At 49.4% G+C, this 11580-nt stretch carries 12 protein-coding genes; 5 read left to right on the forward strand and 7 right to left on the reverse strand.

Annotation, left to right across the window (positions count from 1 at the left end; genetic code table 11):
- Window positions 1–1293 (forward strand): phosphoglycerate kinase (pgk, locus tag MJZ26_13610; GenBank protein MCQ2106814.1); only part of this gene is annotated, 1293 nt, incomplete at its 5' end.
- A gap of 273 nt (window positions 1294–1566) precedes the next feature.
- Here pgk and MJZ26_13615 read toward each other — a convergent pair.
- On the reverse strand, window positions 1567–1728 hold the full coding sequence (locus tag MJZ26_13615) for a hypothetical protein (GenBank protein MCQ2106815.1): 162 nt from the start codon (window positions 1726–1728) through the stop codon (window positions 1567–1569).
- Between the two features lie 84 nt (window positions 1729–1812).
- Between MJZ26_13615 and hisH the strand changes: the two genes are divergently transcribed.
- The 3 genes from hisH (at window position 1813) to MJZ26_13630 (ending at window position 5687) form a co-directional block, all read left to right on the forward strand.
- Window positions 1813–2427: an imidazole glycerol phosphate synthase subunit HisH gene (gene hisH, locus MJZ26_13620; GenBank protein ID MCQ2106816.1), complete on the forward strand. Its 615-nt coding sequence runs from the start codon at window positions 1813–1815 to the stop codon at window positions 2425–2427.
- A gap of 207 nt (window positions 2428–2634) precedes the next feature.
- Window positions 2635–3453 carry a TIGR02147 family protein gene (locus MJZ26_13625; GenBank protein MCQ2106817.1) on the forward strand — a complete coding sequence of 273 codons (819 nt, stop codon included), beginning with the start codon at window positions 2635–2637 and terminating at the stop codon, window positions 3451–3453.
- Between the two features lie 2 nt (window positions 3454–3455).
- Window positions 3456–5687, forward strand: a complete 2232-nt coding sequence (locus MJZ26_13630; GenBank protein ID MCQ2106818.1) for a hypothetical protein — start codon at window positions 3456–3458, stop codon at window positions 5685–5687.
- Window positions 5688–5781: 94 nt separating this feature from the next.
- Here MJZ26_13630 and rph read toward each other — a convergent pair whose 3' ends face one another.
- From rph to MJZ26_13660, 6 genes are all read right to left on the reverse strand, one after another.
- Window positions 5782–6507, reverse strand: a complete 726-nt coding sequence (rph, locus tag MJZ26_13635; GenBank protein ID MCQ2106819.1) for a ribonuclease PH — start codon at window positions 6505–6507, stop codon at window positions 5782–5784.
- A gap of 20 nt (window positions 6508–6527) precedes the next feature.
- On the reverse strand, window positions 6528–7379 hold the full coding sequence (locus tag MJZ26_13640; protein ID MCQ2106820.1) for a prephenate dehydratase: 852 nt from the start codon (window positions 7377–7379) through the stop codon (window positions 6528–6530).
- 60 nt (window positions 7380–7439) lie between these two features.
- On the reverse strand, window positions 7440–8111 hold the full coding sequence (locus MJZ26_13645; GenBank protein MCQ2106821.1) for an NlpC/P60 family protein: 672 nt from the start codon (window positions 8109–8111) through the stop codon (window positions 7440–7442).
- 40 nt (window positions 8112–8151) lie between these two features.
- Window positions 8152–8850, reverse strand: a complete 699-nt coding sequence (bioD, locus tag MJZ26_13650; protein MCQ2106822.1) for a dethiobiotin synthase — start codon at window positions 8848–8850, stop codon at window positions 8152–8154.
- An 84-nt stretch (window positions 8851–8934) separates the two neighbouring features.
- Complete coding sequence (locus tag MJZ26_13655; GenBank protein MCQ2106823.1) at window positions 8935–10296, reverse strand: 8-amino-7-oxononanoate synthase; 1362 nt, start codon at window positions 10294–10296, stop codon at window positions 8935–8937.
- Window positions 10297–10307: 11 nt separating this feature from the next.
- A complete protein-coding gene (locus MJZ26_13660) occupies window positions 10308–11042 on the reverse strand; it encodes a 6-carboxyhexanoate--CoA ligase (GenBank protein ID MCQ2106824.1) in 735 nt (244 codons plus the stop codon).
- Window positions 11043–11422: 380 nt separating this feature from the next.
- Between MJZ26_13660 and MJZ26_13665 the strand changes: the two genes are divergently transcribed.
- Window positions 11423–11580 (forward strand): prepilin-type N-terminal cleavage/methylation domain-containing protein (locus MJZ26_13665; protein MCQ2106825.1); only part of this gene is annotated, 158 nt, incomplete at its 3' end.

An 11580-nucleotide genomic window follows, 5' to 3' on the forward strand; every position in this document is an offset into this window, starting at 1 on the left:
CCCGTAAATTTTAACTCTAACCAGAAGGTGCTAATCATGGCAAAGCTTTCTATTGAAGATCTCGAACTCGCTGGCAAGCGCGTGTTCATCCGTGTCGACTTCAACGTTCCGCAGGACAAGGTCACTGGTGAAATCACCAACACCAAGCGTATCGAAGCTGCTCTCCCCACCATCAAGTATGCTCTTGATAAGGGTGCTTCCGTTGTTCTCGCTTCTCACCTCGGCCGCCCCAACGGTGAAGTGAACCCCAAGTTCACTCTCGCTCCGGTTGCTAAGAAGCTCGAAGAACTCATCGGCAAGCCGGTTAAGTTCCTCTCTGACTGCGTTGGTGCAGAAGTTGAAGCTGCTTGCGCCGCTGCTAAGCCGGGTGACATCATCCTCCTCGAAAACCTCCGCTTCCACATCGAAGAAGAAGGCAAGCGCAAGGTCAAGAACGCTGACGGCACCGAAGAAAAGATCAAGGCCGACAAGGAAGCTGTCAAGGCATTCCGCGCTTCTCTCACCAAGCTCGCCGACGTTTATGTCAACGACGCTTTCGGTACCGCACACCGCGCTCACTCCTCCATGGCTGGTGTTGAACTGCCGCAGCGCGCTGCCGGTTTCCTCATGAACAAGGAACTGAAGGCATTCGACCAGGTTCTCAACAACCCCCCGCGTCCGTTCCTCGCAATCCTCGGCGGTGCTAAGGTGGCTGACAAGATCCAGCTCATCAACAACCTCCTGGACAAGGCAGACAAGATCATCATCGGCGGTGGCATGGCATTCACCTTCAAGAAGGTCATGAACAACATCGAAATCGGTTCTTCTCTGTTCGACGAAGAAGGTGCAAAGCTGGTTCCGGAACTGGTTGCCAAGGCTAAGGCTGCTGGCAAGGAAATCATCCTCCCGGTTGACTACGTTGCTGCTGACAAGTTCGCTGCTGACGCTGCTACCAAGTGTGTTTCCGACGCTGAAGGTATCCCCGCTGGCTGGATGGGTCTGGACGTTGGTGCAGAATCCACCAAGCTCTTCGTTGACGCTATCAAGTCCTCCAAGACCATCGTTTGGAACGGTCCTGCAGGCGTGTTCGAATTCGAAGCATTCGAAAAGGCAACCAAGGCTATGGCTGACGCAATCGTCGAAGCTACCGCAGCTGGCGCAATCACCGTGATCGGTGGTGGCGATACCGCTACTGCAGCTAAGAAGTACGGCGCAGACAAGAAGGTCACCCACACCTCTACCGGTGGTGGCGCTTCTCTGGAACTCCTCGAAGGGAAGGAATTGCCGGGCGTCGCATTCCTTACGGACAAGTAATTTTTCTTATAAGCGGCGCATAGCTGCGTTCTCGGACTCTCGCCGTACGATTTGTACGGCTTCGGTCCTGCGGCCTTGCTCTGCTTGCAACTGAAAAAATTCCTGATTAGGATTTAAAATAGAATCTCTGCAAGGAGATTCTATTTTTTTTGGGGGAGATACTTTGCCTCTCTCGGTTCTAAGTGAATTCCTGTTTATGGAATATTAAAAGAGCCTCTCGCGACGAACGAGAGGTTCTTTTTTTGTACAAACTTTTGGTAGGCAGGTTAGGGATTAGCCCTTACTGCTGGATTGGTCTGCTCCGGGGACGGTTTCGTCGTGTTCCTCGAACTGGCTCACTTTCTTGAACCAGTAGTCTTCGCTATTGATGGAGCTCATGTTGTTGATGATGGCGTCCAGGTCTAATTCTTCGTTGTTTTGATTTTCGTTAGGCATGTCCTGAATATAAAAAGTTTTTTTAGCACATTTGGGGTTGAGGTCTATTATTACTATCTTTTGTTTTGTAATAATGAGGTTTCTATGTCTATTATCGTGGTCGACTACAACGCAGGCAACTTGACTTCTGTGATGAACGCTCTGGAACACATTGGCGCTGATGCCGTTTCCAGTCGCGATCCCGAGGTCATTGCCAAGGCAGACCGCCTGATTTTCCCGGGCGTAGGCGCTGCCGCTTCTGCCATGGAAACCTTGACTACTACGGGAATCGGCGAGGCCATCAAGACGGTGGTGAAGGCCGGCAATCCTGTGCTTGGTATTTGCATCGGCTGCCAGATTATTCTGGAAGAATCCGAGGAAGATGGCGGCGTCAAGACCTTGGGACTCATTCCCGGCAAGGCAGTTCGCTTTAAGGACGAGCCGGGACTGAAGATTCCCCACATGGGCTGGAACCAGGTGAACTTCACCCGTGAGCATCCCATTATGAAGGGCATCAAGAGCGGTAGCGACTTCTATTACGTACATTCCTACCATCCGGTGGTGCCTGCAGAATACAGCTTCGCAGAAACTACCTACGGCACCCAGACGTTCCAGGGCCTCATCGGTAAGGACAACCTGATTGCCTCCCAGTTCCATCAGGAAAAGAGCGGCGACGTGGGTCTCGCCATGCTGAAAAACTTCTGCGACTGGAAAGTCTAAACTGAAAAAAATGTTGAAAATGAAAGGCTGCGGGATGACCCGTGGCCATTTTTATATGAAAAATTAAATTTGTATCATAAAAATCTTGACTTATGATACAAATGAAGTTATATTGTAGAATACAAAGGCGGAAGTGGCCGACTAGGTTAGGAGACTTGGGTTAGGAACGATGCCACTTCCGCCTTTTTGTTTTAAACTGGATTTTTGATGAAGCCAATAACAGAATATAGAGACTATCGCTGCTACATGCAGGATTTCTATAACGAACGTAAGCGGAGCGTTTCGTTTACGTGGCGTGAATTTGCTCAACTGGCTGGATTCACTTCGCCTACTTACTTAAAGTTGGTATGCGAAGGAAAGAGCAATTTAAGCGAAGTTGGTGTTGAAAAGGTTGCCTCGGCCATGAGCTTGGGCGGCTTTGAATTGGTTTATTTCCGTTACTTGGTTCGTTTCGGCCAGGCGAAGTCTGATGACGATCGTAAGGCGGCCTTTGCTAGCATGAGTGATATAGCGAAGGCCCATAAAATTCGTGTGGTTGATAGCGATGCGTTTACGTACTTTGAATCCTGGAAAAATCCTGTGATTCGCGAATTGGTGGCTATGATGCCAGGGGCCACGCCAGAGGCGCTTGCGGAAATGTGCTGGCAGCCAGTGACTTCTGACGAAGTTCGCAAGTCTTTAGACTTCATGGTCGAAGTAGGCTTGCTAAAACAAAAATCAGAAAATGAGTATGTTCAGGTAGATAAGGCTTTGGTGTCAAACTCTGAAGCCATGCCTGTTGCTGTTCGATCAATGCATCGAGAAATGGCTGGCTATGCCCAAAAGGCTATTGATGAATTTGACGTGAATGAGAGAAACTTTACTGGTGTCACCATGGGCATTGATCGTAGTAGCTATGAACAGATTGTTCGTGAACTGGAATCCTGCCGCAGAAAGATTGTGGCCATTGCAAATTCAAGCCAAAAGCCGGATCGGGTTTATCGTGTGAACTTGCAGCTGTTTCCGTTGACGAAAGGGGAGAGGTAAAAATGAAGAACGTCTTAAAATGGCTGGGCTTACTGCCCATGTTGCTTGTTGCGGCTTGCTCCGATGACAAGAGTACTGCGGGAACTACAGAGGAAGGGAACGCCATTGCTGAAAATTTATCATCCAGCGTTCAGGAATCTTCCTCATCAATCGTTTCTGGATCCTCCTCTTCGACTACCTCGACACCCATGGTGCTTTGGAATGGTGCCGAAGGCATCTTCCAGATAAATACAGGTGTTGACAATGGTTCGGAAAAATCCGGCTATTGGTTCGCTTACTATGATAATGCTGACGGCGGGGCTTCCAATGTGGTATGGCCCGTTCCTTTGGGTAATGAATACTCGGAAGATATGCTGGATCCGGTAATCGATTACTGCGGAGGTATTTGCGGTACGGTTCGTTTGGACAATGGAAGTGCGGGTGGCGATGCCTTTGCTGGATTTGGATTCAATGTTGCTGGCGAAGATGATTATGGAGTTCCTGTTGCTGGGGATGTTACGGAATGGGACGGTATCTGCATTTCCTATACATCTGACTTTGATATCGAAGTTGAATTGAGCCTAGGCGATTCTTTGGACGCTGCGTTGAATTATGATGTGCCTTATGTTCGCTTCCCGAAATCGACTACGGATTATGTTTATTCCCGTTGTGCTACCTGGTCTGATTTTGTACAGAAAAATTCTAGTAGTATCTCTGGTGAGGAGGCTGCAACCCAATTGGTTTCCGTCCGTTTCAAGTTTGTGGGCGAAACGGGATCTGAGGGATTTGTCAATATCAGAATATTCGGTAGCTACTATGATTTAGAAGAAGAGGACTATCCTATTAATTCGATGTATAGTTCTTCATCCGTTGAAAGTCTTGTATGGCAGTCGTCTTCTTCTGTCGAATATACGATAGCGGACTTGGATACCGTTCTAAATGTCTATAATGGAGCTACAGGAATGTCCAAGATTGCATGGTATGAGGTGGACGATCCTGAGGGATTTGAATATGGCCATATGGCGTGGCCATGGGACTCCGTGTACTATTCCGATGGAGCCTGGCAGAAAGAGGTGACGAAAGCGTGTGGTGGAATGTGCGGTCTTTCGCTGTATGATATATACCTTAATTATGAATCACAGGAGGATTGCTATTCTGGAATAGGCTTTGAAGTTTCTGAAGAAATGAGGGAAAGCGGCGGTGTTTGCGTTGCACTTGGGTATTCGGGATTTGTGCATATCGTATTACGCTTGGAAGATAGTTCTGCAAGCGACGGAATAGAAAAAGCCCCGTCAATTTACGCGTACCCCAAATTTGATAAGCCTTCGGTTCATTGTTTTAAATGGGACGATTTCTATGATCATAATTATGGTTGGCCTTCCGCAACGCCTGTTGAACATACAGGAAGGGTAAAATCCGTTGAAATTTTGGTGGATCTTAGTCGACAACTCAATAGCTATTTCAACGTCTATGGAATTGGCACATACAAGGATATCACTGGCGGTGAAATTCTTGATGTTGATTGGAAGCATACGGATGAAATCATTGAGCCGTTATATTATACGGAATGCAAGGCACAGGATATTTGCGGAAACCTGTTTTGCCCGTTTCTACAGGCTGTTATTGCTCCCATGATCCACGAGTGTTACCCTCGTATTGCGGGTGTACCTGGTCATGATTTTGATGATTACGGCCAATGGTTTATTTTTGCGGATACTGCAAAATCCGCAAAAATTGATATTCTTTCTACGGATGATTTGAGAACGGAATATCTTTACGATGGATATACGCAAATTGTGGATCTAAGCGCTGTTGCGAAGTGTCATGGTTTCTGCGGATCCTACCAGATTGGTGACGAGGGCTCTGAAGTTGGTTTTGGTTTCCATGTTGGAATGGTGGACCAGCATGGTAGTGACTCCGAGGAATACGAATACTCCTATACGCCTACAGTAGTTGATGCGACAGCCCTTATTGACGGATTGTGCTTAGTGTACATGTCTGATACGGATATTGCTTTGCAACTCAATCCGAGCTCTGCTGAAGTGATTTTGCCTGCGGCACCTAATGGAAACTTGATGGACGTGAAATGGTCCGACTTCGAGAATGGCGAAGAATTGGCAAAGAAAATGATAGCCTTTAAGTTCATGTTTAGAGGAGAAAAGGGCGATACGGGTTATTTCAACATATCATCCTTGGGCAATGTGGGAACTTGCGTGGGAATTCCCGATTATAGCGAAAAGCCTAGGGCAAAGTAAGTTTATGGGTTAGGGACAAAGAGGCCTCCGTCGATTTGACGGGGGCTTCTTTGTTTAATTTGAAATCTTGACGATTGCAAAATGTGGAGTCTTTTTAGGGTAGTTCGCCGCCGATGAGTTCCATCTGCTTTTTATAGATGTCCTTACATGCGTTTTCGCCCAGGTCAAGGAGCGTATTGAGCATGTTGCGGTCGAAGCTTGCATGTTCGCCGGTGCCCTGGACTTCGATGAAATTCTTGGCGTCCTGCATGACCACGTTCATATCTACGTCGGCTGCGGAGTCTTCCACATAGCAGAGGTCGCAGAGGGGCTTGCCGTCGACCACGCCTACGGAGATAGCAGTAATGCCATGCTGGAGGATTTGTTCGGTAAGACCCAGGCGTGCCTTGATTTTCTTGAGGGCGATGGCCAGGGCGACGAAACCACCGATGATGCTTGCGGTACGGGTGCCGCCGTCAGCTTCGATGACGTCGCAATCGATAACGATTGCGTTCTCGCCGAGGGCGGCGAGATTGGCGGCACCACGGAGGGAACGGCCAACGAGACGCTGGATTTCCTGAGTGCGACCGCTGGCGCCTTTGCGTTCTCGTTCGACGCGCTTGCCAGTACTCTGCGGGAGAAGGCTGTATTCTGCGGTAATCCAACCGGTGCCACGGCCTGCGAGCCAATCCGGAACCTTGGGAAGCAAGGTTGCGTTGCAGATGACGCGGGTGCGGCCCATTTCGATGAGGACGGAACCGTCGGCGCTGCTGATAAAGCCGGTGGTCATCTTTAAGTTTCTGTATTCGTTAAAAGCTCTGTCTGTACGTTCGTAAGCCATAGAAAAAGTTCCTTTTTCAATTAATATTTCAGCGTTTCTACCACGCCTTTCTTGAAGGTGCCCAGGATGTAGATGAAGTTGGTGTACTTCTTCAACTCAGCAAGTGCGGCCTGTGCGTTTTCATCCTTCATGTTGGCTTCGAAGGAAACGTGGAAGATGTAGCCCCAGGGCTTATCCGGATGGGGGCGGCTTTCGCAACGGGTCAAGTTGAGACCGCGCTTGGCGAAACATCCCAAGGCGTTATACAGGGAACCGACTTCCTGTGCGGCGGCCAACTCAAATAGAATGGTGGTCTTGGCGTTTTCAGATTCGGCGAAATCCATAGGAGTTTTCTGGATTCCGTAGAAGCGTGTGAAGTTGGTGCCACGGAGATTTTCGAGACCTGCCTTCAGAATGTCCAGGTTGTAAATCTTGGCCGCATATGCGCTTGCGATGGCGCCTTCGTCGCGGGCACCGCGGGCGGCCAGCTCTTCAGCAGAGCCTGCGGTGTCAAATGCAGGAACTGCCTGGATCTGCGGGTTCTCCGCAAAAAACTTGGAGCACTGGGCAAGTGCCTGCGGGTGGCTGTAAACGCGTTTAAGATCTTCTTGCTTGACGCCGGGCATAACGCAAAGGGTGTGCTCGATGCGGAGCATGACTTCGCCTACAATGCGGTGACGCCATTTGTACAGCAAATCGTAGTTTGCTTCGATGGAACCTGCAGTAGAGTTCTCAATAGGAATTGCACCGCCGTCTGCTTCGCCAGTTTCAATAGCCTGGTAAATTTCTTCGAAAGTATCCTTGGGCAGAGTTTCGATGTCGTCGCCAAAAAGATAATGTGCGGCGCAATCGCTGTATGCGCCCTTACGGCCTTGGAATGCAATTTTCTTCATAGTCTCAATATTAGAATTTTCGACGGGTTCGTGTGGATGATTTATTCCTGAAGGGCGATTTTATTTAAAACGTCGGGCGCCCTTGTACTTGGGGCTCCAATATTTATCGTTCATGGGAGAAATCATGACGCCGCGGCTGGTGCTGGCGTGGGTGAATCGATCTCCGTTCAAGTAAATACCCACGTGGCTAATGCCCCAAAAATCTCCAAAGAAAATCAAGTCGCCTTCCTTTAGGCTGCCCCTGCCAACGGAACTTCCTCGGCCATCTTTGTAAATGGTTTCGGCATGGTGATCCAGGGCGATGCCGTAGTATTCCTTGTAAATCTGCATTACATAACCGGAACAGTCTATGCCCGACTTGCTTGTTCCGCCCAACTTATACTTGGTTCCCATCCAGGGCTTGACAACATCTTCCAGGGAAGAACGCTTCTTAGGAGCGGCTCTTGCGATTTCCTTTTGCTTGGCGGCCTCGCGGACCTTGGCGTTGGAATTCGTCTTTGCCTGCTTTTGTAAGGAGTCTGGCTTAGCTAGGTTTGAATTTGTTGCAGTGGTGGCCTGCTTTGCTGCCTGTTCCGTTTTTTGCTCGGATTCACTTGCTTTGGGTTGGGCAGATGTTGCTGCGGAAGTTGCTTGCGATGCAGGCTTGTAGTCGCCGATACTCCTGTCGTATCCAGTACGGACAGGGAATGTGCAGGCCATGAGGCCGAGGCAAAGTATCAGCAGCAGGTGCATATGGGCTTAGTATAATAAAATCACAATGGATGTGCAAATGCTAGAACGGCTCTACGCCGAGATCCGAGTCCCCTTCCTTGATTTTCGTGAGGATTGGTAGGCCGGTAAGTTCCTGCATCATGAATATGTTGTCGTCTTCCATTTGGAAGTTCCCGCTCATGCCGTAACGGTTCACGATGATGCCTCGAATGTCAAGACCGCGGGCGCGAGCGTACTCGACAGTAAGAACGCATGCGTTAATGCTTCCGAGGGCTGCCGTAGTTACAATCAGGAGAGGAAGTTTCAGTGCCTTCATAATATCGGCGAGGAAAAGCTTTTGGGGCTCATTTCCGTTGGCTAGGTTTGTCGCCGGTTCGTCGTAACGGATGGGGCAGATGATGCCGCCGCTTCCTTCGGTAAATACAAACTCATGCCGGCCGCAGGCAGCCTTGAAGTCTTCGCAGACCTTGGAAAGTTCCACCGGGTTGCCTTCCTTGCGGGCGGCCAGGTGAGGGGAGACTGCTTCCTTGTAAACGTAGCTGACCAATTCTTCCTGGGAGTCGGGGAGACCAGCCACGGTTTTTACATAATCGGCGTCGCCTGCAATCCATTTGCCGTCGCGAAGTTCTGCGCCGCTGAGGGCCGCCTTGTAGTAACCTGCATCAATGCCGCTGTCGCGCCACTTCTTTACAAGAAGGGCCGTGACAAAAGTCTTGCCTACATCAGTACCTGTTGCTGTAACGAAATAACCCTTGCTCATAATTGATGATTGAGAATTGATGATTGAAAATGTTTCTGGGTTGTCATTCTGAGCGAAGAACCGTTAGGTTCGTAGTCGAAGAATCTAGCATTTTAAAATCTCAGAAATTGCATTTGCGGCCATTTGCAATTCTTCCTTGGAGTGTGTAGCCATGATGCTTGCCCTGAGCCTTGCCTTTCCCTTAGCTACGGTGGGGTAGCGGATGGCGGGAACCATAATTCCTTTTTCAAGCAGGTCTGCAGAAACCTTGAGAGCCTTTGCCTCGTCTCCAATTATGATGGGCACAATGGCGCTTGGAACGTTTCCGTTGATTCTTGAATCGATGAACTGGATTCCGTTTGCACTAAGAGCTTCGCAGAACGTGGTCACATTTTCTTGCAGTTTCAAAACTCTTTCTGGATGATCTTTAATGAACTGCAGGTTGTTTGCCGCGGCTTGGGCCATGGCCGGAGACATGGCTGTGGTAAAGATAAAGCTGCGGGCCTTGTTCCGTATAAAGTCAATCAGCTGTTGGGAGCCTGCGACGAAGCCCCCCTCAGTCCCCACGGCCTTGCTCAAAGTGCCGACAGTTACATCTGCATGTTCGCAAGGTACGCCACAGTCGTTATAGAATTCAGCCAATCCTCGTCCGGTCTTTCCGATAACGCCAGTGGCGTGTGCTTCATCAATCATCAGCAGACAATTGTTTTCACGAGAAATTTTCAGAAGTTCCGGCAGGTTGGCTACGTCACCGTCCATGCTGAATACAGCGTCTGTGACAATGAAAAAACGTAACGTCGTTTGCTGTTCGCCGGCTTTCGTCGTGTCGCATTTTTTGGTCTGTTCTGCACGAACGTTCGCGATGGCTTGCTGCAGGCCTGCCATGTCGTTATGCTTATAGACAACGCATTTGGCTCGGGAGAGACGGATGCCGTCGATGATGCTGGCATGATTCAGTTCGTCGCTAAAGATGATGCATTCGCTATGCGCGTCTACTTCGCGAATCTTGCCCGCGGCATTCGTGGTGCCGGCCTTAAAGACCAGCTTGCTGCACAAGGCGGAAATAACGCCTACGTTCGCCATATAGCCCGTGCCGAAAGTGATGGCGGCTTCGGTGCCTTTAAATTCAGCGATGGCTCTTTCCAGGTTTTCGTGGGGAGTCTTGTTCCCGGTGGTAAGGCGGGCGCCGCCGCTACCTGTGCCCCACTGCAAAACAGCTTCTGCTGCAGCCTGCTTAAGAGATGGCTCGTTGCATAAGTCCAGATAGGAATTCGAAGCAAGAAGAAAAACCTCGCGCTGCGTTTTATCGCTTGGCGGCTCGTCGCTAGAATCCGTGGAGCACTTAGAACCGTCAGCGATTTTCACATGGCTAGCCTCCGGCGAATCCATCAGTCGCATGGTGCGGTACGTGTGGCCGCTCTTCGCCGCCTCTAACGCTTCAAGAGTAAAATCATCAATTGCAGACATACAGAACTCTTCTAGCAGCGAACCAGAACTTTCTGCTTCTGCAGAAAGTCGATGCATTCATCGGCGGAAGCCTTGCGGGAATCGAACAGGAAGATACGCCCGCCGTTAGGGTCGCCGGGCTCCTTCATCTTCATAATACGAACGTAGCCCATCTCCCTGCTTGCCACATAGCCTGTAACATAGTCGGGATCGTCGCTGATGCAAATCTCTGCAACCATGCCCGGTGCGTTGGCAACCTTGGTGGCAAGCACGATGGCTTCGTTAAAATGATTCTTGTTGCTGATAACCGTGCTGGAATTCTCTGCGTCCATGTAGGTGGCGCGAACACCGCGCTCGTGGTCCGGTTCAACACGGGCTCCTGTAGCGATGTCGTAAAGCATTGCGCCGCGCATGCCGTAAGTCTCCTGCATCAGGGCCTGTAAACGCTGACGAAGTTCAGACGCGTCAACGGCTGCGCCATTGCTGAACAACGGGCCAATCAGCTCGAAAGCCTTGTCCAGCCCAACCTTGCTGGAATCAACATCCACGCGGGTCACCTTCAGGGCGTCCAGGAACTTGATGTCGCTTTCGTCGACGCGCTCTATCTTTATATTGATGAAATCAGGCTCGCCCTTGGAATGCCCCATGGCCCTGCGCACCATTGCCTGGCACACGGCCTCTACGCCATCTGCCTTGACAATACGCTCTGCCCCGGAAATATGCTGATCCTGGGCCGAAGCACGCATCTTTAGACTGAAAAATTCCATCAAAAACCCACGTTGGAACGTTCTAACGGCACCAAAAATAAAAAATCCCGGCAAAACCTGTCGAAATTACTCCAACATGGAATAAAGAAAATTGACTTTTTTTTACGATTTTTACCGCATTTGTAAAAAAATATCTATATATAGACCATCAAAATGACGCATTGAAATGCGATTTTTGAGCGAAATTCGGCATTTTTGCCCTCAAAGTTTGATTCATGACACAATCGTGACAAAACTTTGATAAAAATTTGACAAAACTATTGACTTTCGCAAAAAAAGTGGTATATTTATCAATGTAAACGAGAGTAAACACTCTGGAACAACAACGCTCCCCGGTGTGAATCTCAAAAAAGTGTGTAACAAACAACAAGGAGTACACTATGAAGAAGCAAGGTTTTACCCTTATTGAATTGATGGTCGTGATCGTTATCATGGGCATCCTGGCCGCTGTTGCAGTACCTAAGCTGTTCGGCATGATCGCAAAGTCCAAGGCATCTGAAGTTGGCCCCGCTGCTGGTACCTACGTGAAGTTGCAGGA

Source organism: Fibrobacter sp. (genome assembly GCA_024398965.1).
Lineage (GTDB): Bacteria > Fibrobacterota > Fibrobacteria > Fibrobacterales > Fibrobacteraceae > Fibrobacter.

What these genes read in the sequence shown, in the direction of transcription:
- MJZ26_13615 (MCQ2106815.1), bottom strand. Translation starts at nt 1,728, where the DNA reads ATGCCTAACGAAAATCAAAACAACGAAGAATTAGACCTGGACGCCATC.
- hisH (MCQ2106816.1), top strand. Translation starts at nt 1,813, where the DNA reads ATGTCTATTATCGTGGTCGACTACAACGCAGGCAACTTGACTTCTGTG.
- MJZ26_13625 (MCQ2106817.1), top strand. Translation starts at nt 2,635, where the DNA reads ATGAAGCCAATAACAGAATATAGAGACTATCGCTGCTACATGCAGGAT.
- MJZ26_13630 (MCQ2106818.1), top strand. Translation starts at nt 3,456, where the DNA reads ATGAAGAACGTCTTAAAATGGCTGGGCTTACTGCCCATGTTGCTTGTT.
- rph (MCQ2106819.1), bottom strand. Translation starts at nt 6,507, where the DNA reads ATGGCTTACGAACGTACAGACAGAGCTTTTAACGAATACAGAAACTTA.
- MJZ26_13640 (MCQ2106820.1), bottom strand. Translation starts at nt 7,379, where the DNA reads ATGAAGAAAATTGCATTCCAAGGCCGTAAGGGCGCATACAGCGATTGC.
- MJZ26_13645 (MCQ2106821.1), bottom strand. Translation starts at nt 8,111, where the DNA reads ATGCACCTGCTGCTGATACTTTGCCTCGGCCTCATGGCCTGCACATTC.
- bioD (MCQ2106822.1), bottom strand. Translation starts at nt 8,850, where the DNA reads ATGAGCAAGGGTTATTTCGTTACAGCAACAGGTACTGATGTAGGCAAG.
- MJZ26_13655 (MCQ2106823.1), bottom strand. Translation starts at nt 10,296, where the DNA reads ATGTCTGCAATTGATGATTTTACTCTTGAAGCGTTAGAGGCGGCGAAG.
- MJZ26_13660 (MCQ2106824.1), bottom strand. Translation starts at nt 11,042, where the DNA reads ATGGAATTTTTCAGTCTAAAGATGCGTGCTTCGGCCCAGGATCAGCAT.